Here is a 25,428-nt window from a genome sequence, read left to right on the forward strand (position 1 = left end):
GGCGCCCGTGCGCTGGGTTCCTGACGTCCTTGGCGACGGCTACGAGCGGTCGACGTTCGACCTGCCGGGCGACGAGCGCGGCCCCGTCGTCGCGACGCTCGTCCGCCACGTGCCGCGCGGCCCAGACGCGCCGCCGCGGCGTCGCGCGGTGCTCCTCGTGCACGGCTTCAACGACTACGTCTTCCAGACGCACGTCGCCGAGGCGTTCGACGATGCCGGGTGGGACGTCTACGGGCTCGACCTGCGCGCCGCCGGCCGCTCCCTGCGGCCCTGGCAGCTGCCGCACTACGTCACCGACCTGCGGGTCTACTCCGAGGAGCTGACGCGCGTCGCCGCGTGGATCCGGCGCGACCACGACGTGCTCGCCGTGCACGCGCACTCGACCGGCGGGCTCACCGCCGCGCTGTGGGCGCACTCGATGCGCCGCAAGGTCGTCCTCGACGCGCTCGTGCTCAACTCCCCGTGGTTCGACCTCGACGCCCCGTGGTTCGACCGCACGGTCGGCACGGCGATCCTCGACCGGGTCGCGCCGTGGGACCCCGAGCGGATCGTTCACGCCTCCCCGTCGGGCTACGCGCACGACCTGCTGCGCGCCCACGGCGGTGAGTGGGACTTCGACCCGGCGTGGAAGAGCCCCGCAGGCGTGCCCGTGAGGGCCGGCTGGATGCGCGCGGTGCGGCGGGGACATGCCCGCCTCGCGCGCGGGCTCGACGTCAGGGTCCCCGTGCTCGTCGCCGCGTCGACGACGTCGGGGCCGGGCGGCGACCGCGTGCTCGACGTCGAGCAGATCGCCGACCGCGCGCACCTCGTCGGGCCGGACGTCACCCTCGAACGGTTCGAGGGCGGCCTGCACGACCTCACGCTCTCGCCGTCGCCCGTGCGCGACGCCTACCTGCGGCACGTCCTCGCGTGGCTCGAGGTGCGCACGAACGCGCCGGGCGCGACCGCGCGGTAGCGCCGGACGGCGTCGCGCGTGACGCACGGGCCCTCAGCCCTCGAGCTCAGCCCTCGAGCTCAGCCCTCGAGCTCAGCCCTCGAGCTCAGCCCTCGAGCTCGGCGCGGAGCGCGCCCGGCCGGTTCGTCGTGAGACCTGTGACGCCCAGCCCGACGAGGAAGTGCGCGTCGGCAGCGTCGTCGACCGTCCACACCCGCACCGTCCGGCCGAGCGCGACCGCCGCCCGCACCTCGTCGGGGTGGGCGCGGCACCACGCGACGGACGGCCCCAGGCCGCCGATGCGGCCCGCGACGACGTCCGCACGGGCCTCGGCGACGAGCGCGCGCAGCCGCGCGACCGCGGTCGCATCCGCTCCACCGTCCGGCGCGAGCTCAGCGACGAGGTCCGCGTCACCCACCTCGTCGACGAGGAACATGAGCCGCTCCGCCGGCACCCGCGCAGCGAGATGGCGTTGGGACGCGGGGGAGAAGCTCATGAACGTCACGTCGACGCTCGTCGCCCCGATCCGTCCCGACGTTGCGTCCCACCCGGCGGCCTCGAGCGTCGTGAGCACCGCGTCCTCGAGGCCGTGCCCCGCAGGGCTCGGATGCTTGAGCTCGACGACGAGCGTCACCGGGCGTCCTGCTCCGACGGCGAGATCGACGAGGTCCGTGAGTGTGAGCAGCTGCTCCTCGGGCGTGCCGTGCGACGCCGGCGGCGCGCCGACACCCTTCCACGACCACACGTCGAGCGCCCGCAGCTCCGCGAGCGTGCGCTCATGGAGCGGGCCGCTCGCGTCCGACGTGCGGTCGAGCGTCGCGTCGTGCCACAGCACGACGACCCCGTCGGCCGTCAGCTGGACGTCGCACTCGAGGCCGTCCGCGCCCTGCGCGAGAGCCTCGACGTACGCGGCACGCGTGTGCTCGGGGAAGGTGGCGGAAGCGCCCCGGTGGGCGATGATCTGCGGCACGTGCCCGACGCTACCGCGCCGTCTCCGGGCGGGGCGACGGGTGTGGGGCGGCGTGTGTGGGAGCGAAGGGTGGGCGTGGGGCCGGCTCAGCCCGCCTGACCCGTGGCCTGCTCGAGCTCCGTGACGCGCTGCTGCAGGATCTCCCGCTGACGCTGCGCCTCCTTGAGCTCCGTCGTGAGGTCGACGACCTGGAGCCGCGCGTCCTTGTCGTCCGCGCCGAGGGACGCACCGACGCCGAAACCGATGAGACCCGACGCGAGCGCTACCGCGATGACGACCGTCACCGCCTTCCACGGGCGCGCCGTCGCCTGGTCGTCCGGTGCGAGCGACGAGGCGTGCTTGTCGAGCCACTGACCCTGCGTCGGTCCGATGGCAGTCGTGCGGTCCGGCGTCGTCGTCATGACAGATCCCCTTCGTCGGCGTGTGGGCCGATTCTTCCACCTCCGCGGCTGCGTGACGAGGACGGGTCACTTCTCGCAGGCGATGCCGTCCTTGTCGCGGTCGAGTCCCTTGTTCACCGTGTAGAGGGCCTTCGAGACCTTCGGCCGGTACGTCGACGCCGCCTTGACCTTCTTGCCGCGGACGGTCTTCGTGTTGACGGCCTTCGAGTCGCGCGCGACCCCGCCGCGGTACGCCTTGTTGAGCGCCGTGCAGTTCTTGTACTTCTTCGCCTTCGCGGCGCCTCCGACGGCGACGCTCGACGGCGCTGCGGCGGCGACCGTCGACGGCGTGGCCACGACGGACGCGGCCAGGACGGGCGCCGCCTCGACGGGCGCGGTCACCGCGCCCGCGGGGACAGCGACGAGGGCAGCGGGAAGGAGCGCAGCGGCGAGCGCGAGCGACACGAGGCGACGGTTCATGGCCCGCAGCGTAACGGCTGCGCGCGGCGCTCGACAGGTTTCGAGTCCTAGTGTTCTCGCAGGGAGATCTTGGTGGGCCCCGTGGGGCTCGAACCCACGACCCGCGGATTAAAAGTCCGATGCTCTGCCAGCTGAGCTAGAGGCCCGAGCGTGAGTCTAGTGCGACCGCAGGGCAGCGACGTGGAATGTCCGTGGCTGACGACATGCTGGGCACCCCACCCTCCCGGGGTGGATCGGACGGAGGAAGCAATGACCTGCTCGAGCTCAGCTCGATCGTCGTCGCGGAGAAGGCCGCGACGTACGTGGGTGGCGGGGACCCCGCGCCGGCGTCGCGGACGGGGTCTCACGACCTCGGTTGGCGCGACGACGTTCCCGTGTGGGCCATGAGCTACTACGGGGCCGTCCGGCGGTCGGACCTCATCGACGGGGAGCGTGCGGGGTTAACGATCGATGCCGCGCTCACCGCGATGTACGCCGAGGGTCGTTTCCTCGGGGGTTTCAAGCACGTCGGCGAGCACGGGACGTACGTTGACGTGTCGACCGGTGACGTTGCGCGGTTCCACGGGCGTGAGGCCATTCTCGTCGGGGGTGAGGAGGCCTATCGCTCGACTACTTCCGCGGGCTCGTCGTGCCGTAGGTTGCCGGTTGCGACGGGTTCCGCTGCTCGCGCCCGGGCACTAGCGTGGCCGCCATGACGGGGCAGGAGCACGCAGCGGCGCAGGGAGCCGACCGAGGGGAGACCGTCCCGGTGGCGCGAGCGTTTCGTCCAAGCCTTCGGGGCCCGCATCGAAGCCGCCCAGAAGTGACGCGCGCACCCCGGAGCCGTGCGGGGCTCGCCGTCGTCGTCGTGCTGCTCGTGCCCGTCGGGCTCGCCGCACGTCTGCTCCCCGGCACCGCCGGGGACGTCGCCGGCGGACTGCTCTACGCGGCGATGCTCGTCATGCTGTGCGCGCTCGTCGCACCGCGCGCGCGATCAGTGACGCTCGGTGCCGTGGCGGCCGCGCTCGGCGTCGGGATCGAGCTGCTGCAGCTCACCGGCCTGCCCGCCGCGCTCGCCGAGACGATCCCAGCCGCACGCTACGTGCTCGGCTCGACGTTCGTCGCGCCTGACCTCGTCGTCGCCATCGTCGGCGCGGCCCTCGCCGCGGCAGTCGACAGTCTCGTGCCACGGCTCCGAGCGCGCACCCACTCGCACGCGCCGGACGCCGCCCAGTCCGTGCCCCGACAACGGCAGGGCTAGGCTGGCAGCGCCATGGACAAGAAGCTGAACCACCACCCGGACATCCCCCTCGACCTGCCGACGGGCGAGCGGCTCCGCGCCGCCGTTGAGCACTACGGCGCGCAGACCGTCGAGCAGCGCGCCATCGCGCTGCTGCGCGGGGAGAACGCCGGCAAGGACTTCCTCCTCTACGCGGGAGGCCGGCACGGCCTCGGGATCCTCGACGGGGCGCCCGCCCTCTACTGGCCTGAGCTCTGGGGCGCCCGGGCGCTCCTCCACGTCTGGGACGACTCCGCGACCGAGCCCGTCCTCGCCGGACTGCGCAACCGTGCGTGGCGCGTGCGCGAGATGTGCCTGCGCGTCGTCCTCGAGCGGAACTTGCCCGCCCTCGACGAGATCGTCGCGCTGACGGACGACACGAACGCCCGCGTCCGCAGCGCCGCGCTGCGGGCCCTCGCCGCGCAGGGCAGCGCCGAGCATCAGGCGGTCATCGCCCGTCACTTCTCGGACCGCGACAAGGCCGTGCGGCCCGTCGCGCAGCAGGCGCGCGACGCGCTCGCGGCGCGCCTCGCAACGTCCTGACCGGGGCGCCCCCGCTCCGGCGGATTGACGGCCTCCGACCGTTCGATGGTCGGAAGCCGACGATCCGTCGCGCAGGACGTGGTGGGGCGTCCGGTCAGCGGGGGAGGAACGCCGCAGCGGCGTCGGCGAGCCCCGAGAACGTCGGGCCGACGAGCCACCACGCACCCAGCGCGAGGCACCCCGCCCCGACGAGTGCGAACACGCCCACCCGCAGGCCTCCGGACAGGCGCGTGAGCCTGCCGAGCGCGTCGGCGTCCGACGAGCGCGCCCGCCCGCCGCGACGCGAGAACCCGAGCTCGGCGACCGCCCGCACCGCCCCGGCGAGCAGCACGAGCGTCACCGTGTGCGCCGCGAACGCGTGGACCTCCGCCGTGCCCCACCACGTGAGCGCACCCAGGAGCGCGAGCGTCACGAGGATCGTCCACAAGCCGTACCAGTTGCGGATCATGAGCAGCACGAACAGCGCAAGGACGACGAGCGCCCACAGAACACCGACGTCGTAGCCCCGACCCACGCCGAACGCGGCAGCCAGCCCGACGATCGCCGGGCCCGTGTACCCGGCGGCCGTCATGAGCACCATCCCCGGGCCGCGTGGTCGGCCCTTCGACAGTGCGAGACCCGACGTGTCCGAGTGCAGGCGGATCCCCATGATTCTGCGGCCCGTGAGCGCGGCGACGACAAGGTGGCATGCCTCGTGGACGGTCGTCACACCGTGCCGGACGACGCTCCACGCGGGCCGCCACACGACGAGCAGCAGCGCCGTGGCGGCCGCAGCCAGGACGAGGGAGGTCTCGGGCGGGGGAGAGGCAGTCGTCGCGGCCTCCCAGATGTCGCGCAGCACGTCGGTCACGGGACCATCCTGCCGTCCTCCGCCAGCACACCGGTCCGCGAGATAGCGCTCTGCGCCCGAGATAGCGCTCTGCAGGCGCTATCTCGGCAGGGAACTGCTATCTCGCGGATGTCGGGTGCGTCACCACTGGGACGGGGTGACGGTCACCGCCCGCAGGTGAGACACTGGTCGACGAGGACCGCGCGTACCGCCGGTCCCGCGTCGTGGAGTCCCGCACGATCCCCGCCCGCGCACAGCGCGGAGCCGTGATCCTGCCTCGTGCGGCGGACCCCGACCCCGGTCGACACCGAGCGCCCCCGTGCGCCGTGCTCCGGGCCGAACCAGGAAGACACATGCCTCAGACCATCCGGTCGTTCTCCGACCTGCCCCTGCCCACGCCCGTCCTCGACGCCCTCGCGCGCGACGGCAAGACCGCACCGTTCCCCATCCAGACCGCGACCCTCCCCGACACGCTCGCGGGCCGCGACGTCCTCGGCCGTGGCCGCACCGGCTCCGGCAAGACCCTCGCGTTCTCGCTGCCCATCGTCACGCGGCTCGACGCGTCGCGCTCCGGCCGCACGAAGCCCGCCCGCCCGCGCGCCCTCGTCCTCGCCCCGACGCGCGAGCTCGCCTCGCAGATCGACGCGACGCTCGCGCCGCTCGCGAAGGCGCTCGGACTCACGACGACCGTGATCTTCGGCGGCGTCTCCCAGTCGCGCCAGGTCACCGCGCTGCAGAAGGGCGTCGACGTCGTCGTCGCGTGCCCCGGCCGCCTCGAGGACCTCCTCGGCCAGCGTCATCTCACGCTCGACGACATTGAGATCACCGTGCTCGACGAGGCCGACCACATGGCCGACCTCGGGTTCCTCCCGGGCGTCAAGCGGATCATGGACCGCACCCCCGCCCAGGGACAGCGCATGCTCTTCTCCGCGACGCTCGACAACGGCGTCGACGTGCTCGTCAAGCGCTACCTCCACAAGCCGCTGCACCACTCCGTCGACCCCGAGACGTCGCCCGTCGGCGCGATGACGCACCACGTCCTCGAGGTCGCCGACGCCACCGCGAAGAAGGACCTCGTCCTCGCGCTCGCGTCCGGCGTCGACCGTCGCATCCTCTTCATGCGCACCAAGCACCAGGCCAAGAAGATGGCGAAGACGCTCACGGCCGAGGGCGTGCCCGCGGTCGACCTCCACGGCAACCTCTCGCAGGGAGCCCGCGAGAGGAACCTCGAGGCGTTCACGTCAGGCGCCGTCAAGGTGCTCGTCGCGACGGACATCGCCGCGCGCGGCATCCACGTCGACCACGTCGGGCTCGTCGTCCACGTCGACCCGCCCGCCGAGCACAAGGCGTACCTCCACCGCTCCGGACGCACGGCGCGCGCGGGCGAGGGCGGCGTCGTCGTCACCGTCATGACGCCCGAGCAGCGGGGCGACGTCAAGGACCTCACCCGCAAGGCCGGCATCACCGTGACGCCCGTGCGCGTGCGCGCGACCGACAAGGTCGTCACCGACCTCGTTGGTGAGGTCGCGCCGCGCGTCAAGCCGTCCGAGGCTCCGGCCGCGGCGCAGCCCGCGCCGAAGCAGCCGCGCAAGAAGAAGGCTGCCGACGGCAGTGCGGGACGTGGCGGCGGCACGTCGACGTCCGACGGGTCCGGGCGTCCTGCCCGCGGGTCGGCCAGCTCGCGTGGCTCCGACGTCGCGGTGCGCGGCGACCAGCCGCGCGGCGGACGTCCCGGCACGGGCCGTGGCGGTCAGCAGGCCGACCCGTCGCGTCCTGGGGGCGCACGCTCGGACGGACGTCGGGGCGGATCCGGACGCGGTGCGTCCGGTCAGCAGCAGGGCCGTGGCGGTGCGTCTCGCGGGGGGTCGCAGCCTGTGTGGTCGTCGACGACGGGTGAGCCGTCCGGGGGATCTGCGGGTCGCTCGGGTGGCGGTTCTACCGGTGGTTCTGGTGGCGCGTCCGGTAGGGCGTCGCGTGGTGGCTCGTCGGGCGCGGGACGTGGACTCGTCGAGATGTCGCGCGGCGCGCGCTCGGGCCGCCGCTGACCTCAGCCGTTCTCACGAGGCCCCTCCGCACCGTGTGCGGAGGGGCCTCGTCGTCCGTGCCCCGGCGGGCCGGGCCGCGCCGGGCCGCCCAATAGCGGATCCGTACGCGTCATGCGTACCGATCCGGAATCGAAGCCCCCTGCTCCCGGCGGAACGGAGTCCTGATAGCCGATCCGTGCACGTCCCTCGTCGGGCCGCCCAATAGCGGATCCGTACGCGTCATGCGTACGGATCCGCTATTGGGTCTCTCCTCCCGTTCCGCGAGGGGGCTCGATAGCCGATCCGTGCACGTCCCGTGCACGGATCGGCAATCGGCACCCGGGGTGTCGGTGCCGTGAGGCAGCGCGAGCGGGCGCCGGGCGAGGGATGATGGGAGCACCGACGACGGAGGGACCGACATGGCGTACGAGATCGAGAAGACCGACGACGAGTGGACCGTCGAGCTGAGTCCGCAGGAGTTCCACGTCCTGCGGCAGGCCGGCACCGAGCGGCCTTGGTCGGGCGCGCTGCTCGACGAGGAGCGCGCCGGCACGTACAGCTGCCGCGCGTGCGGCGCCGAGCTCTTCGACGCAGGGACGAAGTTCGACGCCGGCTGCGGCTGGCCGAGCTTCTACGAGGCGAGCCGCTCCGACGCGGTCGAGCTGCTCGACGACGACTCCCTCGGCATGCGCCGCACGGAGGTGCGGTGCGCGCGCTGCGGCTCGCACCTCGGGCACGTCTTCCCCGACGCGCCGCAGACCCCGACGGGCAACCGGTTCTGCATGAACTCGGTGTCGCTCACCTTCGACCCGAGCTGACCCGCCACCCGACGACTCGTAGGCCCTCAGCACCATCGAACGGTGCTGAGGGCCTACGAGTCGAACGAGCCAGCTGACTCGAAGGTCGTCAGCACCGTTGGACGGTGCTCGGGACCTACGAGTCGGGGGCTAGGGACGGGTGGTGGATTCGGCGTCGGCCTCGGCTTCCGCCTCGGCGTCGGCCTTCGTCTCGGCCTGTGCCTCGGCATCCGGCGCCGCTTCGCCGGCCGCCTCGGCGCGGGCAAGCTCCTCGAGGCGCAGCTCGGCGTTGGACTTCGTCGCGAGCGGCACCTCCGTGATGAAGAGCACGGCGACGAGCGCGATGAGCGCGAGCGGCGCGGCGATGAGGAACACCTCGGCGACGCCGGTGCCGTACGCGGACTCGATGATCCGGGCGACGGGCTCGGGCAGCGTGCTCACGTCGGGCAGCGTGCCGCCCGCGAGCGACGCGGGGGGCTTGATGCCTGCCTCGGTGAAGCCTGCTGCGATCTCTGTGGCGACGCGGCTGCCGAGGATCGCGCCGAGCGCCGAGACACCGATCGCGCCGCCGAGCGAGCGGAAGAACGCGATGACGGCGGAGCCGGTCGAGAGCTCGGCGGGCGTGAGGGAGTTCTGCGCGGCGAGCACCATGTTCTGCATGAGCATGCCCATGCCGATACCGATGAGCGCCATGTAGAGGCTGATGAGGCCGAGGTTCGTGCGGTAGGTGATCGTCCCCATGAGGGCGATGCCGACGGGCATGATGACGGCGCCGGTGAGGAGGAACCGCTTGTAGCGTCCCGTGTTCGACACGGCGCGGCCCGACGCGATCGACGCGCTGAGCTGGCCGAGGATGAGCGGCACGGTGAGGAGGCCCGAGACGGTCGGGGAGTAGCCGCGCGCGATCTGCATGTACTGGGCGAGGAAGACCGTGGTGCCGAACAGGACGATGCCGAGCGCGGTCGAGGCGACGACGGTGAGCGTGAGCGTGCGGTTGCGGAAGAGGCCGAGGGGGATGATCGGCTCCGCGGCGCGGGACTCGACCCACACGGCGACCGCGAGGATGAGGACGGCGCCGCCCGCCATGGCGGCGGTCTGCCAGGAGAGCCACTCGAAGCGCGAGCCGGCGAACGTCACCCAGAGCAGCAGGAGCGCGATACCCGCGGAGAGCAGGAACGCCCCGAGGTAGTCGATCGTCACGCGGCTGGTGCGGCGCATGGTCGGCAGATGGAGGGTCCGCTGGATGAGGATGATCGCGGCGATCGCGAAGGGCACGCCGACGAAGAAGTTCCAGCGCCAGCCGGCGGTGTCGGTGAGGAACCCGCCGAGGAGCGGCGCGCCGATGGTCGCGACGGCCATGACGGCGCCCATGTAGCCCATGTACCGGCCGCGCTCGCGCGGCGAGATGACGTCCGCGATGAGCACCATGCCGACGGCGGTGAGGCCGCCGGCACCGATGCCCTGGAAGGCACGCCACGTGATGAGCGTCGCTGGGTTGTGAGCGAAGCCGGCGAGGGCCGCGGAGAGCACCGTGATGACGAGCGCGATCTGGATGAGCAGCTTGCGGTCGACGAGGTCGGCGATCTTGCCCCAGATGGGTGTGGAGATCGTCGTCGTGAGGAGGGTCGCGGTGACGACCCACGTGAAGGCGGACTGGTCGCCGCCGAGCTCGGAGACGATCTTGGGCAGCGACGAGGAGACGATCGACGTCGCGATGATCGAGACGAAGAGTCCCATGAAGATGCCGGAGATCGTCCGGAGCACCTCGCGGTGGGTCATGCTGCTGGGCTCGCCCGAGACGTGCTCGGGGGCCGGTGCGGTGGCGGTACGTGTCATGCGAGGTCCTTGCTGTGGTGCTGCGGGCCGTCGAAGTGGGTCGTGACGGCGTCGGTGAGGTCGTTGAGGGAGGTGGCGAGCGTCGCGAGGCGCCCGGTGTCCCAGTTGCCGAGGGCGTCGGCGAGGAGCTTCGCGACGGCCTGGCGGGCGGTGGCGGCGCGTTCGTGGCCGGCGGGGGAGAGGGCGACGGTGCGGGCGCGGCGGTCGTCGGGGTCGATGTCGCGGACGGCGAGCCCGGCGTCGACGAGGGTCGTGGCCTGGCGCGAGGCGACGGAGACGTCGACCTGGAGGAGCTGGGCGAGCTCGCTGATCTGGAGGGCTCCGTGGACCTGGAGCTTGAAGAGGACGCCGAGGGAGGCGCGGGGCAGGTTGAGCTCGTGGACGAAGGCGGTGCCGATGCAGCGTTGGGCGCGGCCGAAGGCCTCGATGGCCAGGAGGACGGCACGGACGTCGTCTGTGGGCGCGTCGGGTCCGTCGAGGAGGGAGGGGGGTCTGGCGTCGGCGGGGGTGGTCATGGCGTCTCCTTGTTGTGACAGGACGACGCTAAACCGATTGCTTGCGACACACAAACGATTTGGGTGTGAGCCGCGCGACATCCGAGTGGACCCCGGACGCGGCCGGGCAGCTCAGTCCGTCATGTCCTCGAGCTCCTTGCCGCGCGTCTCCGCGACGAACTTCCACACGAACAGCCCGCTGAGCAGTGCCATCGCCCCGTAGACGCCGTAGACGACGGGCAGACCGAGGTCCGCGGACATCGGCGGGAACGACACCGTCACCGTGAAGTTCGCGATCCACTGCGCCGCCGTCGCGAGGGCGAGAGCCGCCGCCCGGATGCCACCGGGGAACATCTCGCCGAGGAGCACCCACACGACGGGTCCCCACGATGCCCCGAACGACACGACGAAGAGGTTCGCGCCGACGAGCGCGACCGTGCCCCATGCCCCGGGCAGGCTGACGTCGTCACCCGAGCCCGTCGCCTGCGTGAAGGCGAGCGCCATCGCAGCGAGCGACACCGTCATGCCGGCCGAGCCGACGAGGAGCAGAGGCCGCCGCCCGACCTTGTCGACCAGCGCGATCGCCACGAGCGTCACGACGACGTTCGTCACCGCCGTGATCGTCGAGACGAGGAACGCGTCCGAGTCGTCGAACCCGACCGAGCGCCACAACGTCGTCGAGTAGTAGAAGATGACGTTGATCCCTACGAACTGCTGGAAGACCGAGAGGGTGACACCCACCCACACGACCGGTCGCAGCCCGAAGCGGCCGCCGCGCAGCGTCGAGCGCTGCTGCTTCTCGCGGTCGGATTCGAGCGCACGCGCGATCTGCTCGACGCGGTCCTCGGCGTCCTGCGTGCCGAGGGAACGCAGGACCTCGGCCGCCTCCTCGCGCCGTCCCGTCGCGACGAGGTGGCGCGGAGACTCGGGCGCGCGCAGCGCGACGACGAGGTAGACAACCGACGGCACCACGGCGACGAGGAACATCCACCGCCACGCGTCGAGCCCGAAGAGGCTCGCACCGAGCGCGATCGGCGCGCCCTCGTCGACCGCCCCGGCCGTCGTCGCGAAGAGCTGGTCGGAGAGCAGCGCCGCGAAGATACCGAGCGTGATCGCGAGCTGCTGCAGCGACGCGAGTCGGCCCCGCACCGCGCTCGGGGAGATCTCCGAGATGTAGGCGGGCGTGATGACGGAGGCGACGCCGATGCCCATGCCGCCGACGACCCGCCACAGCACGAGGTCCCACACCGCGAACGCGAACGCGGCCCCCACCGACGAGACGAGGAACAGCACGGCCCCGAGGAGCATCGCGCGAGGCCGCCCCCAGCGGTCCGCGGCGCGACCCGCGAGCCACGCGCCCAGCGCGCACCCGAGCAGCGCGACGGCGACGGCGAACCCCGTGACGGACGAGGAGAGGTCGAACTCGTGCTGGATCGCGTCGACCGCGCCGTTGACGACGGAGGAGTCGAAGCCGAAGAGGAAACCGCCGACGGCGGCGGACACCGCGAGGACGACGGCCCGCCGGTGCTGGGACGAAGTGAGGGTCGTGGGCTGCTCGGGCAAGGGTTCCTCCTCGGTCCGTGGCGGGCGCACGGGACGTGGCGCGGCCGCGTGGTCAACACTGTAGGAGTGAATGACGTGACCGGCCCGCGCAGAAGCTTCCGACGACCCGCGATGCTCGACCCCGCCGAGGCGGAGCAGATCCCCGGCGGGCACGACCCCGCGCTCCGGGAGGAGATCGCGCACACGACAGCTCGCGCCCTCGTCCGTGAGGGCCGTGCGACGGACGACGCGGAGGTCACCGCGCGCATCCTCCGGCTCGTCGACACCGAGGGTCTCGACGCCGTCGCGGCGCTGTGGGCGGACGCCGCGCCCGTGACGCTGCCGGGGGCGCTGTGGCGCCTCTTCGTCCTGCGTGAGTGGGTGCGTCGCGACGCCCGCACGGTCGGGCTGCGCTACCGTCTGGGCGTCGAGCACACCCCGGTTGCCGAGGTCGTCGCGGGCGCGGCGGGTCCCTCGCCCGAGGACATGCGGGCGCTCGCGGACTCCGTGCTCTCCGGCGTGTTCGACGGTGATCTCGCCGTCGCGCTCGAGCGCGCTGCGGCCTTCTGCCGCATCCTCGCGACAGGTGCCGCGGTTGACGCGGACAGCGTCGAGCCGACGGACCCGGCGCGGGGTTCCCGCCTCACGTTCGGCGCCGCGTCGCTCGTCGCGACGGCCGACGACCTCGACGCGGCCGCGCGCTGCTGGCGTGCCGACCAGCTCGACTGATCCTGCGCAGCCCCGGGAGCCGCCGTTATAATGGGAGAGCGACGTCGGGCTGCGGTAGCCCCGGGCTCCAACATCAGCCGCTTCGAGCGGCCACGCGCCGAGAGGCGCTCCCGGTCCGGCGTCGCATCTTTGTGCCCGGCGCCAGACGTCTCGTTCCTCACACCGCGGCAGAGCCGTTCGTCCCACGGCCTGCAGGGACCCGGGTGGCCTGCACCGCGATTTCTCGTGATGGTCGACGGAGGATCACCCGGACGGTTGCGCGTTCACCGTGACGTGGGCCTACGCTACGGAGGACAAGGCTGCCTCTTTACGGGAGTACCCGTGCGCATTCCGCGTATGACACCGCGCGACACCACGTTCTTCGACCTCTTCACCGCCTCGGCGGAGCACCTGGTCACCGGATCCAAGCTCCTCGGCGAACTCCTCGGCGCCGACCTCGCCGGCCGCAAGACCATCGCGAAGCAGATGAACGAGGTCGAGCACCTCGCCGACGAAGCCACGCACACGATCATGCGACGCATGAACTCGACGTTCGTCACGCCGTTCGACCGCGACGACATCTACGAGCTCGCGTCGGCGCTCGACGACTGCATGGACTTCATGGAAGAGGCGAGCGACCTCATCGTCCTCTACAAGCTCGACGAGCTGCCGCGGCGCGTCGCCGACCAGGTGCAGATCCTCCAGCGCTGCGCCGAGATCACGGCCGAGGCGATGCCGCGCCTGCGCTCGATGAGCGACCTGCAGGACTACTGGGTCGAGATCAACCGGCTCGAGAACCAGGCGGACAAGCAGCACCGCAAGCTCCTCGCGCAGATGTTCGACGAGATCACCGACCCGATCCTCCTCATGAAGCTCAAGGAGGTCGTCGAGATCCTCGAGGAGGCCGCCGACGCGTTCGAGAAGGTCGCCAACACGGTCGAGACGATCGCCGTCAAGGAGTCCTGACCCCTCGTGGACGTCGCACTCGTACTCGTCGTCGCTGCGCTCGCGCTGACGTTCGACTTCACCAACGGCTTCCACGACGCCGCGAACGCGATCGCCACCTCGGTGTCGACGCGCGCGCTCACGCCGAAGGTCGCGCTCGCCATGGCGGCCGTCATGAACTTCGCGGGTGCCCTCATGGGCACGGCGGTCGCGGAGACCATCGCGCACGACATCATCCACATCGACGGTGTCGGCACGCGGCTCACGCTCGTGGCCGTGCTCGCGGCGCTCGTCGGTGCGATCACGTGGAACCTCATCACGTGGTGGTTCGGCCTGCCGTCGTCGTCGACGCACGCGCTCATCGGCGGACTCGTCGGCGCGGGCCTCGCGAGCGGGATCGCCGTCTACTGGGACTCGATCGTCGAGAAGGTCGTCCTGCCGATGATCTTCTCGCCGATCATCGGGTTCGGCATCGCGTTCCTCGTCATGGTCGCGGTCCTGTGGATCTTCAAGAACGCGGCGCCCGCCAAGGCGTCGCGCCGCTTCCGCATTGCGCAGACGGCCTCGGCCGCGGCGATGGCGCTCGGTCACGGCCTCCAGGACGCGCAGAAGACCATGGGCGTGATGTTCCTCGCGACGACTGCCGTCGACTGGACGACGCGCGGCGACCCCATCCCGTGGCAGATCAAGATCCTCGCGGCCGCAGCGATCTCTGCCGGCACCGCGACGGGCGGCAAGCGCATCATGCGGACGCTCGGCCGCCGGATCATCGAGCTCGACCCGGCGCGCGGCTTCGTGGCCGAGTCCGTCTCCGCGATCGTCCTCTACCTCAACGCCTTCTGGCTGCACGCGCCGGTCTCGACGACGCACACGATCACGACCGCGATCATGGGCGTCGGCGCGACGAAGCGGCTGTCCGCCGTGCGTTGGGGTGTCGCGAAGTCGATCGGCATCGCGTGGGTGCTGACGATCCCTGCGGCCGCAGGTGTGTCCGTCGCGGTGTTCTGGGTGCTCCGCCCGCTCCTCGTCTGACCCGTCCCTTGCACGGAGAGACGGCTCCCCACCATCGAATGGCGGGGAGCCGTCTCTCCGTGCCTCAGGGGTCAGGCGACGCCTGCGCGGTTGCCGAGGATGCTCGCGTGCAGGTGGCTGCGGGAGATCTCGACGGCGACGACGCGCGGGCCGTCGGGCCGCGGCGCGACGTGCGCGACGAGCAGTTCGCCCGGCTTGAGGTACGGGTCCTCGTCCGGCAGCTGGGCGCGCACGCTGCGGCGTGCGTGCAGGCGCAGCACCTTGAGGACCGTGGGCAGCACGGGCCGGTGCGTGCAGAGCACGGACGCGACCGGGTCGGCGAGGAGCCGCTCGACGACGTCGCGTGCGTCCCGCGGGTCGTCGGCGTGCGCAAGCTCGGTGAGGTCGAAGCTCAGGCCCGCCGAGAGCCCCGTCGCACGCGCGTACGGCGCGATCGTGTCGGTGCAGCGCAGCCACGAGCTCGAGACGATCTGGGCGGCGCCGTACGCGGAGAGGATCGGGACGACGGTCGCGGCCTGGAGGTAGCCCGCGGGGGTCAGGGGGCGATCGTCCTCCCCGCCCGCCCACGCGCTGCGCTTGCGGGCGCGAGCGTGCCGGGCGACGACGAGCGCGTGCGTCGCGAGGCGGTCCTTCGTGTGCGCGTGGACGAGGGCGTCGAGCGGTTCGCGGTCCGTCGCACGCGTGAGCCGCGCACGCGCAGCGTCGACGTCGAGCCACACGACGTCGTCGATCTCCGTGGGGTCGACCGGAGCGACGGGCGGACGCACGCGCACCGCGGGGGCGTCGACGTCGGCCGCGCGACGGGCCGCCCAGTAGTGGACGCGCTTGAGCCGACCCTCGGGCGTCCGGTAGCGCTGCATGGGCAGCGGCACGCCGAGGATGACGGGCCTGCCCGTCTCCTCGGCGACCTCGCGCACGGCGCACTCGCGCAACGTCTCGCCCGGGTCGAGCTTCCCCTTGGGCCACGACCAGTCGTCGTACCGGGGCCGGTGGACGAGCTGCACCTGCAGCCGCCCCTTGCGCTCGCGCCACACGAGCGCGCCCGCAGCCTCGATCGCGGGCCGGCGCACCGACTCGCCCGTGTCGAGGAGGCTCGAGCCCGAGGGCACGGCCACGCGGCTCACCGCCCCCGGCCCATCCCCAGGCGCCGTCGCTGCCGGGAAATGAGAGTGCCCTGGAGGTCCCGCAGCGGCTCGCCGTCGGCACCGAGATGGTGCCGCACCCACGTGCCGTCCGGGCCGAGGTGCCATGACGCGGTGCCGTCGTCCATCGAGCCCTCGAGGAGCTCGACGAGGTTGACGACCTGCTCCTCGTCGACGATCGACACGAGCGCCTCGACACGGCGGTCGAGGTTGCGGTGCATGAGGTCGGCCGAGCCGATGAGCACGTCGGGATGACCGTCGTTGCCGAACGCGAAGATCCGCGAGTGCTCGAGGAACCGCCCGAGGATCGACCGCACCCGGATGGTCTCGGAGAGGCCCGGCACGCCCGGCCGCACCGCGCAGATGCCACGGACGACGAGGTCGACCTGCGCGCCCGCCTGCGACGCGCGGTAGAGCGCGTCGATCGTCGCCTCGTCGACGATCGAGTTGACCTTGATGCGGATCCACGCGGGACGGCCCTCGCGCGCGATCTGCGCCTCGCGGTCGATGCGCTCGACGAGGCCCGTCCGCACGGAACGGGGCGCGACGAGGAGCCGCTGGAAGCGCGAGCGCGGCGCATAGCCGGAGAGCTGGTTGAAGAGCCGCGAGAGGTCCTGGCCGACGTCCGGGTCGCACGTGAGCAGGCCGAGGTCCGTGTAGAGGCGCGCCGTCTTCGGGTTGTAGTTGCCCGTGCCGACGTGGCAGTAGCGGCGGAGGCCGTCGGCCTCCTGCCGGACGACGAGTGACAGTTTGCAGTGCGTCTTGAGCCCGACGATCCCGTAGACGACGTGGACGCCCGCCTGCTCGAGCTTGCGGGCCCACGAGATGTTGTTCTGCTCGTCGAAGCGCGCCTTGATCTCGACGAGCGCGAGGACCTGCTTGCCGGCCTCGGCCGCGTCGATGAGCGCGTCGACGATCGGGGAGTCGCCCGACGTCCGGTAGAGCGTCTGCTTGATCGCGAGCACCGCCGGGTCCGCGGCAGCCTGCTCGAGGAACGTCTGCACGGACGTCGAGAACGAGTCGTACGGGTGGTGGAGCAGGATGTCGCGCGTGCGGATCGCCTGAAAGACGTCCGTGGGCGTCGCCGACTCGACCTCCGCGAGGTAGCGGTGCGTCGTCGGCACGAAGCGCGGGTACGTGAGGTCGGGCCGCTCGATGTCCGCGATGACGTTGAGCCCCGTGAGATCGAGCGGCACGGGCAGCTCGTAGACCTCGTCGGGCTCGACGTCGAGCTCCTTGAGGAGGAGCTTGCGGATGCGCGGGGTGACGTCAGGCGTGAGCTCGAGACGCACGGGCGGACCGAAGCGTCGGCGCAGCAGCTCCTTCTCCATGGCCTGGAGGAGGTTCTCGGCGTCGTCCTCCTCGACCTCGACGTCCTCGTTGCGCGTCACGCGGAAGAGGTGCCGCTCGACGATCTCCATGCCGGGGAAGAGCTGGTCGAGGTGCTCCGCAATGACGTCCTCGATCGGCACGAAGCTCGTCTCCTGCGCGGCGGCGACCTGCGCGTCCGGTGCGGACGGGCGGCCACGGGAGTCGACGGCGACGAAGCGCGGGAGGATGGGCGGCACCTTGACGCGCGCGAAGTGCTCCTTGCCCGTCGCCGGGTTGCGCACGAGCACCGCGAGGTTGAGCGAGAGCCCCGAGATGTACGGGAAGGGGTGCGCCGGGTCGACTGCGAGCGGCGTGAGGACCGGGAAGATCTGCTTGCGGAAGTACTTGCGCAGCCGGTCCTGCTCGTTCGACGAGAGGTCGTCCCAGCCGACGATCGTGATGCCCTCGCGCGCGAGCGCGGGCTGCACCTGCTCCGTGAAGACGCGCGCGTGCCGCTCGGCGAGGACGTGCGCGCTCTCGGCGATGCCCTCGAGCACCTGGCGGGGCGTCTGGCCCGACGCCGACGGCACCGCGATGCCCGTCGCGATCCGTCGCTTGAGGCCCGCGACGCGCACCATGAAGAACTCGTCGAGGTTCGACGCGAAGATCGCGAGAAACCGCACGCGCTCGAGCAGCGGCGTCGCCGGGTCCTCGGCGAGCTCGAGGACCCGCTGGTTGAACGCGAGCCACGACAGCTCGCGGTCCGCGAACCGGTCGTCGGGCAGGGGCGCGAGCTCGACGGGAGCGTCGGGCGCGTCGACGGGCTCGGCGATGTGCTCCGCGATGTGTGCCGCGAGCTCCGGGTCGAGCGGGATCGTCGGGACGGTGCGCGCCACCTGGGCGGGCTCGTCGGGGACGGTCGTGGCGGTCGCGTCGTCGTTCATGGCAGACATCGTGGCATCTTCCGGTGGCTCTGCGGTGATCAGGAGGTGGCCGACGTGCCGCGGACGAGCACGTGACGGTCGGCGAGGTCGAAGCCGGCGCGACGGTAGACGTTGACGGCGCGGAGGTTGTCGCCGTCGACGTAGAGCAGCGCTCGGGTGCAGCCACGCTCGGCGAGGTGCGCGAGCGCGACCTCGGTGAGGAGGTGGCCGAGGCCGCGGCCCTGGTGGTCCGGGTCGACGGCGACAACGTAGAGCTCGCCGTCCGTCCCGACGACCTTCGTCCACACGAACGCCGCGAGGCCGTCCGGGCCGTCGACGAGCAGCAGGTCGTCGGCACGGAACCACGACTCGGCGAGGCGGGCGTCGAGGTCGGCGCGCGTGAGCCGGCCCTGCTCGGGGTGGTGCGCGAACGCGCGCGCGTTGAGGGCGAGCCATGCGTCGGCGTCGTCGGGCGTGAAGGTGCGCAGCGTGTAGCCGTCGGGGGGCGTGGGGCGCGCCGCCGTCCCCGCAAGGGGGCGGTCCATGACGAAGAGTTCGCGCACGGTCTCGAGCCTGTGGTGTTCGGCGAACGCCTGCGCGCCCGTGCCGTGCCCGTAGGCCCATAGGCCGAAGCCGTCGGGCGCGAGGGCCCGCAGGCCCTCGAGGAGCGCCGTGCCGAGGCCGCGACGACGGGCGTCGGGGGAGACGACCATCTCGGCCGTCGGGGGCGAGCCCCCGAGGTCGAGCTGTGCGTACGCGAGGAGCGTTCCCGCGCCGTCGCGGCGCAGCACGTGGGCGACGTCGTGGTGGTCGGCCGTGAGGTTGAGGAGCGGCTGCTCGGAGATCGGCGGGACGCCGTCGGCGTGCGCCGCCGCGGCGGCGAGCGCGCGCACCTCGACCGCGACGACGTCGTCGAGCGGCCCCCGGACCGTGAGGTTCGAACCCATCCCCCCATCCCACCACAACCTTGGCGGCGCACGGTCCGGGGCGTCCCGTGCCGTGCGACACGGAGGCCCGGCCGTGCGACTCGTAGGTCTGGGGCACCGTTCGATGGTGCTGGGGCCCTACGAGTCGGGGAGCGTGGGGACGGGGCAGGGTCGCGGGAGCGGTCGCAGGGAATCTTCAGCGAGAGCCAGGCGTCGTCCCAGGCCGGAGGTGAAAACTCCGGTCCATGAGACGTCGCCTCCTCCATGTGTCCCTCGTGCTCGTCCTGGTCACCGTCGTCGGCGGCACCTGGTGGGTCCTGCGCCCCGACGACGGCACGTCCGCCGTCGCCGACGGCACGACGACCCGCACGACGACCGCCCAGCAGGGCACCGTGACGACGACGATCGCCGCGCAGGGCACCCTGTCGTCGGGCAAGGTCACCGAGGTGTCGTTCCCGGTCGCCGGCACGGTGAAGGCGGTGAAGGTCGCCGTCGGCGACTCCGTGACGAAGGGCGACACGCTCGGCACGATTGCGACCGACGACCTCGACGACGCGCTCGACGCCGCGCAGGAGGCGGTCGACGAGGCTGCGGCACGCGTGAACTCCGCGAAGCTCGAGGTGACCGCCGCGAACCAATCGGTGTCGGAGGCGCAGGACGCGTACGACGACGCGGTCGCGGCGGCGAAGGCCGCCGCGAAGACAGCGAAGGCATCCTCGACGACGACGCAGCGCGCGGACGACGCCTCCGGCCAACCGAGCACGACCCAGACCACGACCCAGACCACGGCGCCGAGCAAGGCCTCGATCACGCAGGCGAAGGCGAAGGTCGTCACCGCGTCGTCGTCGCTCTCGAGCGCGCAGAAGGCCTACGCGAAGGCTGTCGCGACGCGCGACGACGCCAAGGCTGCGCTCGACGACGCGACGCTCACGTCTCCCGTCACCGGGGTCGTCACGGCGGTCGGCGGTGTCGTCGGACAGAGCACCGGATCGTCGTCCGGCGGCGCGTCCACTGCCGCCGGCGGCGGCTCCGGGACGTCGACCGCGTTCGTGACGATCTCGTCGGTCACGACGATGGTCGTCGCCGCGTCGTTCGACGAGGCCGACGCCGCGCAGCTCGACGTCGGGCAGGCCGCGACCGTGACGTTCCCCGCGGTCGACGACGAGTCGGCAGCAGCGACGGTCACGGCGGTCGACCCCGTCGGGTCGAGCTCGGGCCCGGTCGTGACCTTCGGCGCGACGATCACGCTCGACGAGATCCCCGACGGCGTGAGGCTCGGGCAGACCGCGTCGGTCACGGTCGTCACGGCCGAAGCCACCGACGTCGTCACCCTGCCCTCGCAGGCCGTGACGGTCTCGGGCACGTCGGGCACCGTGACCGTCCAGGCCGCCGACGGCACGACCGCGACGCGGACCGTCGAGGTCGGCGTCCAGGGCGACACCGCGACCGAGATCATCTCGGGCGTCGACGTCGGCGAGACCGTCGTCATCTCGGTCGACACGTCCGTCGGCACGACCACGACGACGAACCAGCGCGGCCAGGGCAGCTTCAGCGGCTTCCCGGGCGGCGGGCAGATGCCGTCGGGCAGCTTCCCCGGCGGCGGCATGCCGGGAGGCAACTGACATGCCCGTCCTTGAGCTGCGCGACGTGCGGCGCACCTACGGCACTGACGGCGGCGAGGTCCACGCGCTCGTCGGCGTCGACCTCACGGTCGACGAGGGTGACCTCGTCGCCATCATGGGGGCGTCGGGCTCCGGGAAGTCGACGATGATGAACATCCTCGGCTGCCTCGACGTCCCGACGTCCGGCACCTACCTGCTCGACGGGATCGACGTCGCGACGCTCGGCGAGCGCGAGCTCGCCCGCGTGCGCGGCCGCCGTGTCGGGTTCGTCTTCCAGGCGTTCAACCTCGTGCCGCGCATGAGCGCTCTCGCGAACGTCGAGCTGCCCATGGCGTACGCGGGCGTGCGGCCCTCCGAGCGGCGCCGACGCGCCCGAGCGGCGCTCGAGCTCGTCGGGCTCGGCGACCGGGCGACGCACGCGCCGAACGAGCTCTCGGGAGGCCAGCAGCAACGCGTGGCCGTCGCGCGGTCGCTCGTCAACGCGCCGCGCCTCGTCCTCGCGGACGAGCCGACGGGCAACCTCGACTCGCGCTCGACTGCGGAGGTCCTCGACATCTTCGGCCGTCTCAACGACGCGGGCCGCACGATCGTCCTCATCACGCACGAGGACGAGGTCGCGGCGGCGTGCCGTCGCGTCGTGCGCATGCGTGACGGCCGGATCGTCGCCGACGAGCGCACCGACGGTCTCACGCCCGGCGCACCGCTCGTCCGGGCGCAGGGGGAGGTCGCATGAGCCCCCTCGAGATCGTCCGCTCGTCCCTGCGCGGCATCGGCGCGAACCCGCTGCGGTCGTGCCTCACCCTCCTCGGGGTGCTCATCGGCGTCGGCTCCGTCATCCTCCTCGTGGGCGTCGGCAACGGGTCGGCGCAGGCGGTGGCGGAGCAGATCGGCTCGCTCGGCACGACGACGATCACGGTGCGTGCGTCGTCGTCGGGCGGCGGTCGGAGCGCGGTGCAGGACCAGACCCTCACGACCGCGACGGTCGACGCGCTGAGCGCGTCGGTCGCCGACGGCTCCTCGCCGTCGATCGCGAGCGTCGTCCCGCAGGTGACGAGCTCGGCGACCGTCGTCGTCGGCTCGACGACGTCGACCGCGCAGATCGTCGGGACGACGCCCGACTACTTCGACGCGACTGCGTCGCCCGTTGCTCTCGGCCGCGGGTTCACGCAGAACGACGTCGACCTCTCGCGGCGTGTCGTCGTCCTCGGTGCGCAGGTCGCCGAGGACCTCTTCGGGACCGCGGACCCCGTCGGGCAGACGGTGGTCGTCGGGTCGACCCCGTTCGTCGTCGACGGCGTCATGGCGGCGAAGGACTCCGCGGGGACGTCGAGCACGAACGACCTCGTCGTCATGCCGCTCACGCGCGTCGAGCGCACGTTCACGGGCTACGGCGGGCTCTCGACGATCACCCTCACCGCGACGGACGCCGACGCGGTCGACGCGGCCATGGCCGAGGCGACGTACGTGCTTGACGAGGCGCTCGGCGTCGCGGCGGGTGCCGACGCGCCCTACACGATCGCCAACCAGTCGCAGCTGCTGTCGACCGCGACGTCGGCGACGGACACGTTCACGTCGATGCTCGCTGCGGTCGCCGCGCTGTCCCTGCTCGTCGGCGGCATCGGCGTCACCAACATCATGCTCGTCACCGTCACCGAGCGGACCCGCGAGATCGGCATCCGCAAGGCGCTCGGCGCGACCCGCTCCGCGGTCCTCGGGCAGTTCCTCCTCGAGGCGTCCCTGCTCTCGCTGCTCGGCGGCGCGCTCGGCGTCCTCGGTGCGTGGATCGGCTCGCAGTTCACGATCCTCGGCACGAACCCCGTCATTGTCCCGTCCACCGTCGCGCTCGCGCTCGCCGTCTCGATCGGCATCGGCGTCGTCTTCGGCGGCTATCCCGCGCTGCGTGCGGCCCGCATGCGGCCCGTCGACGCCCTGCGTCACGACTGACCCCACCTCACCGCCAGAACTGGAGAACTCACATGACCGAGAACATCCCGCAGCCCGGCCCGCAGTCGCCGGACCCCGCCGCCACGGGCGGCTACGCGGCCCCGTCCGCGGGTGCGCCCACGCCCGAGCAGCTGCTCGCGGCGCCGCCCGCAACCCTGTCGGCCGAGCCTGTCGTCCCTGCCGGGCCGCGCCGCCGGCCGTCGCTCACGACCGTCCTCGTCGCGTCCGTCGCTGGCGTTGCGCTCTTCGCCGGCGGCACGCTCACGGGCTACCAGATCGGCAAGAGCTCCGACGACGGGCGCACGTTCGGCCGCGGCAGCATGCAGGGCTTCCCGGGCGGGGGACAGGGCGTCCCCGGCGGGTCAGGCGACAGCGACGGCCGCGACAGCGGGTCGGGACGTCCGAGCCGGGGCACGTCGGGCAAGGTCGCGAGCCTGGACGGCACGACGTTCACGGTGACGACGGACGACGGGCAGACGATCACCGTCGACGCGGGCGACGCGGCCGTGACGACCGTCGCGGAGGGCACGACCGCCGACCTCGCCGTGGGTGACACGGTGACGGTCATGGGGACGACGGGCGACGACGGTGACGTCACCGCGACGAGCGTCATCTCCGGGACGCTGTCCGGTCTCGCGTTCGGTGGGATGCCCGGCAGCATGCCGACCGCAGGCGCAGCCGGCTGAGACGACGACGGCGCCCCTCCCCGTGACTTGTAGGTCTGGAGCACCGTTCGATGGTGCTGGAGGCCTACGAGTCGGTCGGACAGCGCGACTCGTAGGTCTGGAGCACCGTTCGATGGTGCTGGAGGCCTACGAGTCGGGGGGTAGGGGTGCTACGAGTCGCGCGGGGCGAGTGCGGTGGGTTGGCCAAGGCGCCCGGGGACGACGAAGGCCGCCCGTAAGGCGACCCAAGAACCGACACTACCCGCTTTGGGCCCGCCTGCCCAGGGGCTTCGGTCCCTAGGAAACCGCGGGATCCTGAGGCAGACTCGAGATCACAACAGCACACCGGAGCAGGCCGGACCCACGAGCGACCAGTCCACGCATAGGACCTGCGCACCGACCCCGTCGGGTCGCACGCAGATTTTCCTCGCCTGATACCCCTGCTCCAGCTGGCCGGACGGCGATCCCACATGGGGTCGCCGTTCGTGCTGTGCGACGGGAGCCGCCGGCGGCACGACACCAAAGGGTTGAATGATCAACTCATCGCCAGTGAGGCATTTTGCTGCCCTGGTGGTTGCGTCACGCTCGGGCGACAGGCATCATTTGCCCCGCAAGCCTGACTCTCGCCAGGTGCCCAGGGACTCAGCGACTAGGAGATTGTGTATGCGTGCAGCACGGCTTGTCCGAGGAGCCTTCGCCTTCTTCACCGCGGCGCGCGGCGTCGTTGCGTGAGACTCATCCGGTTGAGCGTGACGTTGCCCCTGCTCGCCGCGGTGACGCTGACGACGGCATGCACGCCGGAGGCCCCGCGGCCGCCAGCGGCGGCCACGCCGTCCGCTACGGGCACCGCGACGTCGTCCGGTCCGGCGCAACTGCCGGCCCCGACCGAGAATGCCGAGAAGCCTCGCGCGCTGCTCGATCCAGGCGGCCGCGTGCTGGACGTGGGCTGGGTCCCGGTCGCGTCGCAGGTCGACGCCCGAGAGGGCGAGACGTATGAGGTGCTGGACACGGTCCGCTCCGAAGGCGGTTGCGTCGAGCGCATCGGTGCTGAGGTGGTGCTCGGAGGCGGCGCCACGGTTGTCCGCATCGGACCCAAGGAAGCCTGCACCTGGGACGGAGGGTCTCGGCTTCCGGCCAACGACCGCATCGGCGTGCGTCGAGCGGACGGTACGCTCCGTCGCTTCCCCACGACCGAGGGCCTCGTGCCCGGGGACGACCCGCGGCAGATCACCGCGGTGGCAGCTTCCTCGACGCACGTCGTCTGGGCGGAGACCGCGAGCACCGACCTGTTCCATGACGACTGGCGCCTCTTCGCGGCGCGGCTCGACGACGGAGTTCCGCACCTCGTCGCGATGGCAGAGGACTTCACCGGGGGGAAGGAGCCGCTCACCTTTTTCGAGGTGCAGCTCGCGGTCGGGGCCGACAGGGTGTGGTGGAGCACCGCGCCCGCCGACGGCGAGGGGCCGCCCGTCGTCGTCAGCCGACGGCTCGACGGCACGGGTCCGATCGACGTCGTCGCGAAGGCGAGCGACAGCCTCGTCGTCACGTCCGACGGGCTCGTCGTCCGGACGCTCACAGAGGTTTCCACGATGTCGCAGGACGACCAGGGGGAACCCGCTGCCGAACTCATGTGGCGCGGAACGGGGCTCGCGGTCGTCGCAGACAACGAGGCGACGCCACTGCTGTCGATCGACACCACGGAGACGCTCGGGGCGGAGGAGGAGCTCGGAGAGCTGTCGTCCGACGGGTCGCGCGTCGCGTTCGCCGTTGGTGACGCCGCCTACGCGATGAACCTGTCGAGCACGACGCTCGTCGGCGTCCACGGCGGCGGCGTGAAGCCCTCGACCGAGATCGGTGACGAGTTCCGGGAAGCGACGACCATCGCGTCGACTGCTCTCGACGAGGCGCGGCTCGTGTGGTCCTTCGGCGGGGGCGCCGGGGCGACCACCCCGCCCGTGTACGTGCTCGACCTCGACACCGATGCGCTGGCGCGGATCGTCGTCGAGGAGAATGCCGGCGAGGTCAAGGCGACGGCAGGCAGCATCGCGTGGTCCGGGTTCGTCAACGACAGGAGGACCACGACTGTCGTCGACTGGCTCGACTGACGTCGCTCGAGAACGACC

Annotated in this window: 24 protein-coding genes and 1 tRNA gene; 14 read left to right on the top strand and 11 right to left on the bottom strand. The window is 72.0% G+C overall.

All coding sequences use genetic code 11. The features are described from left to right. Nucleotides 1–7 precede the first annotated feature (7 nt). Nucleotides 8–955 (top strand): alpha/beta hydrolase, encoded by a 948-nt coding sequence (locus tag C1729_RS11020; protein WP_102509984.1) that lies wholly within the window; start codon nt 8–10, stop codon nt 953–955. 85 nt (nt 956–1,040) lie between these two features. Here C1729_RS11020 and C1729_RS11025 read toward each other — a convergent pair whose 3' ends face one another. From C1729_RS11025 to C1729_RS11040, 4 genes are all read right to left on the bottom strand, one after another. Next, nucleotides 1,041–1,904 (bottom strand): glycerophosphodiester phosphodiesterase, encoded by an 864-nt coding sequence (locus tag C1729_RS11025; protein WP_102509985.1) that lies wholly within the window; start codon nt 1,902–1,904, stop codon nt 1,041–1,043. Nucleotides 1,905–1,990: 86 nt separating this feature from the next. Continuing rightward, a complete protein-coding gene (locus C1729_RS11030; protein ID WP_102509986.1) occupies nt 1,991–2,305 on the bottom strand; it encodes a hypothetical protein in 315 nt (104 codons plus the stop codon). 66 nt (nt 2,306–2,371) lie between these two features. Next, nucleotides 2,372–2,764, bottom strand: a complete 393-nt coding sequence (locus C1729_RS11035) for an excalibur calcium-binding domain-containing protein (RefSeq protein ID WP_102509987.1) — start codon at nt 2,762–2,764, stop codon at nt 2,372–2,374. Between the two features lie 70 nt (nt 2,765–2,834). Continuing rightward, nucleotides 2,835–2,910, bottom strand: a tRNA-Lys gene (locus tag C1729_RS11040). A 45-nt stretch (nt 2,911–2,955) separates the two neighbouring features. Between C1729_RS11040 and C1729_RS11045 the strand changes: the two genes are divergently transcribed. From C1729_RS11045 to C1729_RS11055, 3 genes are all read left to right on the top strand, one after another. Beyond that, nucleotides 2,956–3,459 carry a DUF5680 domain-containing protein gene (locus tag C1729_RS11045; RefSeq protein WP_207204607.1) on the top strand — a complete coding sequence of 168 codons (504 nt, stop codon included), beginning with the start codon at nt 2,956–2,958 and terminating at the stop codon, nt 3,457–3,459. A 107-nt stretch (nt 3,460–3,566) separates the two neighbouring features. Then, entirely contained in the window at nt 3,567–4,004 is a 438-nt protein-coding gene (locus C1729_RS11050; RefSeq protein ID WP_207204608.1) for a ribosomal maturation YjgA family protein, read from the top strand. Nucleotides 4,005–4,016: 12 nt separating this feature from the next. After that, the gene (locus tag C1729_RS11055) at nt 4,017–4,565 is read left to right on the top strand and encodes a hypothetical protein (protein ID WP_102509989.1); all 549 of its coding nucleotides are present in this window, start codon (nt 4,017–4,019) and stop codon (nt 4,563–4,565) included. A 94-nt stretch (nt 4,566–4,659) separates the two neighbouring features. Here C1729_RS11055 and C1729_RS11060 read toward each other — a convergent pair whose 3' ends face one another. After that, nucleotides 4,660–5,415, bottom strand: coding sequence for a M50 family metallopeptidase (locus C1729_RS11060; protein ID WP_102509990.1), 756 nt, complete (start codon nt 5,413–5,415; stop codon nt 4,660–4,662). Between the two features lie 332 nt (nt 5,416–5,747). Between C1729_RS11060 and C1729_RS11065 the strand changes: the two genes are divergently transcribed. Beyond that, complete coding sequence (locus C1729_RS11065; RefSeq protein WP_102509991.1) at nt 5,748–7,439, top strand: DEAD/DEAH box helicase; 1,692 nt, start codon at nt 5,748–5,750, stop codon at nt 7,437–7,439. A 398-nt stretch (nt 7,440–7,837) separates the two neighbouring features. After that, nucleotides 7,838–8,236, top strand: a complete 399-nt coding sequence (msrB, locus tag C1729_RS11070) for a peptide-methionine (R)-S-oxide reductase MsrB (RefSeq protein WP_102509992.1) — start codon at nt 7,838–7,840, stop codon at nt 8,234–8,236. Between the two features lie 129 nt (nt 8,237–8,365). Here the strand turns inward: msrB and C1729_RS11075 are convergent, their stop codons facing one another. The 3 genes from C1729_RS11075 to C1729_RS11085 all read right to left on the bottom strand — a co-directional run bounded on the left by C1729_RS11075 (nt 8,366) and on the right by C1729_RS11085 (nt 12,108). Then, a complete protein-coding gene (locus tag C1729_RS11075) occupies nt 8,366–10,051 on the bottom strand; it encodes an MFS transporter (RefSeq protein ID WP_102509993.1) in 1,686 nt (561 codons plus the stop codon). Then, nucleotides 10,048–10,566, bottom strand: a complete 519-nt coding sequence (locus C1729_RS11080; protein ID WP_165375488.1) for a MarR family winged helix-turn-helix transcriptional regulator — start codon at nt 10,564–10,566, stop codon at nt 10,048–10,050. The genes C1729_RS11075 and C1729_RS11080 overlap by 4 nt, the downstream gene beginning before the upstream one ends. Before the next feature lie 111 nt (nt 10,567–10,677). Continuing rightward, nucleotides 10,678–12,108, bottom strand: coding sequence for a sugar porter family MFS transporter (locus C1729_RS11085; RefSeq protein WP_102509995.1), 1,431 nt, complete (start codon nt 12,106–12,108; stop codon nt 10,678–10,680). A 75-nt stretch (nt 12,109–12,183) separates the two neighbouring features. On the opposite strand from C1729_RS11085, the gene C1729_RS11090 reads away from it, so the two are divergent. From C1729_RS11090 to C1729_RS11100, 3 genes are all read left to right on the top strand, one after another. Further along, nucleotides 12,184–12,816: a hypothetical protein gene (locus C1729_RS11090; RefSeq protein ID WP_340637949.1), complete on the top strand. Its 633-nt coding sequence runs from the start codon at nt 12,184–12,186 to the stop codon at nt 12,814–12,816. 336 nt (nt 12,817–13,152) lie between these two features. Beyond that, a complete protein-coding gene (locus C1729_RS11095) occupies nt 13,153–13,761 on the top strand; it encodes a DUF47 domain-containing protein (protein ID WP_422917660.1) in 609 nt (202 codons plus the stop codon). Nucleotides 13,762–13,767: 6 nt separating this feature from the next. Continuing rightward, on the top strand, nt 13,768–14,772 hold the full coding sequence (locus C1729_RS11100; protein ID WP_102509998.1) for an inorganic phosphate transporter: 1,005 nt from the start codon (nt 13,768–13,770) through the stop codon (nt 14,770–14,772). Between the two features lie 71 nt (nt 14,773–14,843). On the opposite strand, the gene C1729_RS11105 is transcribed toward C1729_RS11100, so the two are convergent. Genes C1729_RS11105 through mshD form a run of 3 tightly spaced genes read right to left on the bottom strand, consistent with a single transcriptional unit; the run spans nt 14,844 to nt 19,095 of the window. Continuing rightward, nucleotides 14,844–15,887 (bottom strand): NUDIX hydrolase, encoded by a 1,044-nt coding sequence (locus C1729_RS11105; protein ID WP_207204671.1) that lies wholly within the window; start codon nt 15,885–15,887, stop codon nt 14,844–14,846. A gap of 5 nt (nt 15,888–15,892) precedes the next feature. Continuing rightward, a complete protein-coding gene (locus C1729_RS11110) occupies nt 15,893–18,169 on the bottom strand; it encodes an RNA degradosome polyphosphate kinase (protein WP_102509999.1) in 2,277 nt (758 codons plus the stop codon). Nucleotides 18,170–18,207: 38 nt separating this feature from the next. Beyond that, nucleotides 18,208–19,095 (bottom strand): mycothiol synthase, encoded by an 888-nt coding sequence (gene mshD / locus C1729_RS11115; RefSeq protein WP_102510000.1) that lies wholly within the window; start codon nt 19,093–19,095, stop codon nt 18,208–18,210. Nucleotides 19,096–19,319: 224 nt separating this feature from the next. Between mshD and C1729_RS11120 the strand changes: the two genes are divergently transcribed. From C1729_RS11120 to C1729_RS11140, 5 genes are all read left to right on the top strand, one after another. Next, a complete protein-coding gene (locus tag C1729_RS11120) occupies nt 19,320–20,696 on the top strand; it encodes an efflux RND transporter periplasmic adaptor subunit (RefSeq protein ID WP_102510001.1) in 1,377 nt (458 codons plus the stop codon). Between the two features lies 1 nt (nt 20,697). Further along, nucleotides 20,698–21,429 carry an ABC transporter ATP-binding protein gene (locus C1729_RS11125; RefSeq protein ID WP_102510002.1) on the top strand — a complete coding sequence of 244 codons (732 nt, stop codon included), beginning with the start codon at nt 20,698–20,700 and terminating at the stop codon, nt 21,427–21,429. Beyond that, nucleotides 21,426–22,640, top strand: a complete 1,215-nt coding sequence (locus C1729_RS11130) for an ABC transporter permease (RefSeq protein WP_102510003.1) — start codon at nt 21,426–21,428, stop codon at nt 22,638–22,640. Before C1729_RS11125 ends, C1729_RS11130 begins: the two co-directional genes overlap by 4 nt. A 32-nt stretch (nt 22,641–22,672) precedes the next feature. Beyond that, nucleotides 22,673–23,326 (top strand): DUF5666 domain-containing protein, encoded by a 654-nt coding sequence (locus C1729_RS11135; RefSeq protein WP_102510004.1) that lies wholly within the window; start codon nt 22,673–22,675, stop codon nt 23,324–23,326. A 722-nt stretch (nt 23,327–24,048) separates the two neighbouring features. Then, nucleotides 24,049–25,410, top strand: coding sequence for a hypothetical protein (locus C1729_RS11140; RefSeq protein ID WP_165375489.1), 1,362 nt, complete (start codon nt 24,049–24,051; stop codon nt 25,408–25,410). Nucleotides 25,411–25,428: the final 18 nt, after the last annotated feature.

This window comes from Sanguibacter massiliensis, assembly GCF_900240335.1.
GTDB classification, from domain to species: domain Bacteria; phylum Actinomycetota; class Actinomycetes; order Actinomycetales; family Cellulomonadaceae; genus Flavimobilis; species Flavimobilis massiliensis.

Bases quoted from the DNA above. Each gene is read 5' to 3' on its own strand.
- C1729_RS11030 (WP_102509986.1), bottom strand. From the start codon at position 2,305: ATGACGACGACGCCGGACCGCACGACTGCCATCGGACCGACGCAGGGT.
- C1729_RS11035 (WP_102509987.1), bottom strand. From the start codon at position 2,764: ATGAACCGTCGCCTCGTGTCGCTCGCGCTCGCCGCTGCGCTCCTTCCC.
- C1729_RS11055 (WP_102509989.1), top strand. From the start codon at position 4,017: ATGGACAAGAAGCTGAACCACCACCCGGACATCCCCCTCGACCTGCCG.
- C1729_RS11065 (WP_102509991.1), top strand. From the start codon at position 5,748: ATGCCTCAGACCATCCGGTCGTTCTCCGACCTGCCCCTGCCCACGCCC.
- msrB (WP_102509992.1), top strand. From the start codon at position 7,838: ATGGCGTACGAGATCGAGAAGACCGACGACGAGTGGACCGTCGAGCTG.
- C1729_RS11075 (WP_102509993.1), bottom strand. From the start codon at position 10,051: ATGACACGTACCGCCACCGCACCGGCCCCCGAGCACGTCTCGGGCGAG.
- C1729_RS11080 (WP_165375488.1), bottom strand. From the start codon at position 10,566: ATGACCACCCCCGCCGACGCCAGACCCCCCTCCCTCCTCGACGGACCC.
- C1729_RS11095 (WP_422917660.1), top strand. From the start codon at position 13,153: ATGACACCGCGCGACACCACGTTCTTCGACCTCTTCACCGCCTCGGCG.
- C1729_RS11110 (WP_102509999.1), bottom strand. From the start codon at position 18,169: ATGAACGACGACGCGACCGCCACGACCGTCCCCGACGAGCCCGCCCAG.
- mshD (WP_102510000.1), bottom strand. From the start codon at position 19,095: ATGGGTTCGAACCTCACGGTCCGGGGGCCGCTCGACGACGTCGTCGCG.
- C1729_RS11120 (WP_102510001.1), top strand. From the start codon at position 19,320: ATGAGACGTCGCCTCCTCCATGTGTCCCTCGTGCTCGTCCTGGTCACC.
- C1729_RS11125 (WP_102510002.1), top strand. From the start codon at position 20,698: ATGCCCGTCCTTGAGCTGCGCGACGTGCGGCGCACCTACGGCACTGAC.
- C1729_RS11130 (WP_102510003.1), top strand. From the start codon at position 21,426: ATGAGCCCCCTCGAGATCGTCCGCTCGTCCCTGCGCGGCATCGGCGCG.
- C1729_RS11135 (WP_102510004.1), top strand. From the start codon at position 22,673: ATGACCGAGAACATCCCGCAGCCCGGCCCGCAGTCGCCGGACCCCGCC.